This is a genomic window from Bacteroides acidifaciens, assembly GCF_024623065.1.
Classification (GTDB): Bacteria; Bacteroidota; Bacteroidia; order Bacteroidales; family Bacteroidaceae; genus Bacteroides; species Bacteroides acidifaciens.
In genome coordinates, this window is the sequence record NZ_JANJZR010000173.1 from 1 (window position 1) to 1838 (window position 1838).

The following is a 1838-nucleotide window of genomic DNA, read 5'->3' on the forward strand; positions in this document are numbered from 1 at the left end:
GGAGGTGTGTCGTAATGCACGATACACCTTCTTTTTTATTCATTACTATACAACTCGGTTCATTTTCTTTAAGCTGCGATATTTTGAGGATTTCTTTGATTTATGTGTTCGCAACATCTAAATATAGCTACTGTAAACTCATAAAACCGTCTAATCAGCCAATCCATACCTTCTTTAGCCATTTTTGCACACATCTTTTTTATATTGAAGGCAACGGCAAAGAAGGCAAAGTCCATGAAGACCTTATCCTTTCCAAAATGGCGGAAACGTTTGTAATTCATATTGTTTTTCATTTGTCCGAACACGGCTTCTGGTTCTATGCATCTCTGTCCTCTGTGTTTCAGTCCTTCCTTGGAACATAGCAACTCTTTAGCTTTCTGCCTGTATTTTCTGAGCCTGTGATTCAGTTCTATCGTCCTGTTTCCTTTTGCTTTAAAACATCGGCATCTTAGCGGACAGCCTTCACATCTGACGGCTCTGTATCTGGCATTCTCGCTGACATATCCGGATGCGGTTTTCACATGTCCGGTCCCTATTCTTTGCATCTTCTGTCCCATGGGGCAAATGCAAAAGTCATGTTCTTCATTGTAGTAGAAGTTTTCCGCCTTGAACGGGTCCGGTTTGAACCTCGACCGCTGTTCCATGTGGAAGTAGTTGTACTTGACGTAGGCTTCCATACCGTTTTCTGACATGAAGCGGTAATTCTCCTCAGAACCGTAGCCGGAATCGGCCACCACCGTATGGGCCAACCTGTCATATCTGCCTGAGAAGGATTGCAGGAAAGGTATCATGGTCAGTGTATCCGTAGGGTTCGGGAAGAGTGCAAAATCGGTAATGAACTGGTTCTCGGTGCCGATCTGGAGGTTGTAACCGGGCTTTGTCTGGCCGTTACGCATGGCATCCTCCTTCATTCTCATGAAAGTAGCGTCCTTGTCCGTTTTGGAATAGGAGTTCCTGTCCTGCAGCGTGTCCAGATGGTTGTCGTATTCCTGCAGCTTGTCCCTGTGCTCCTCCAGTTCCTTCAGCTGTTTGCGTTTCTTTTTCAACGCAGTCTTTTCCTCTTTCGTGGAGGGTTCAGGAACCTGTTCAAGGGCTTGACGCAATTCTCCCGCCATTTCAGTCAGCATGGCCGGAGTGAATTCTATTTCCTCATTGCTTTCCGATGAGTTCTCCTGGGCGATGACATCGTCTGTCTGTTCCAACAGGACATGTATCTTCTTCATCAGGCGTTCACGGTTCCGCTCAACCGTTTTTCGCCAGACGAAAGTATACTTGTTGGCTTTGGACTCAATCTTGGTCCCGTCAATATATTCCACATTCAGGCTGATGAAGCCTTTGGAAGAGAGAAGGAGTACGGTTTGGGTAAATACTTCGTTGATTTCCTTCTTCACCCGGTTGCGGAAACGGTTGATGGTAATGAAATCCGGTTTCTCATATCCGGCAAGCCAGATATAATGGATGTCACGGTGAAGGAGCTTCTCAATTTTCCGGCAGGAATAGACGTTGTTCATATAGGCATATAGAATGACCTTGAGCATCATCCTGGGATGGTAAGGGCTGCGGCCGCATTCCTTATACAACTTCCTGAAACTTTCAAGATTCAGGCTATCAACCAGAGCGTTAACCATGCGCACCGGATCATTCTCTGCAATATCCTCGTCAATTCTTTGAGGAAAAAGAACTGTTTGGTTGGGATTGTAAGGACGAAAATGTATCTTTGTCATAGTATAAATTGTATGCTTAAAGATACAAATTCTTTAGGTAATAACAAAGCCCCAGCTTGTGAAAGTAGGGGCTTTGTGCATAAAAAAAGAAGGTGCGCATTTTGACACACCTTC

General features: G+C 44.8%; 1 protein-coding gene. It reads right to left on the minus strand.

Annotated elements, in window-relative coordinates:
• Positions 1-68: 68 nt before the first annotated feature.
• Complete coding sequence (locus NSB03_RS20520; protein ID WP_024988886.1) at positions 69-1724, minus strand: IS1182 family transposase; 1656 nt, start codon at positions 1722-1724, stop codon at positions 69-71.
• Positions 1725-1838 lie beyond the last annotated feature (114 nt).

What these genes read in the sequence shown, in the direction of transcription:
- NSB03_RS20520 (WP_024988886.1), bottom strand. Translation starts at nt 1,724, where the DNA reads ATGACAAAGATACATTTTCGTCCTTACAATCCCAACCAAACAGTTCTT.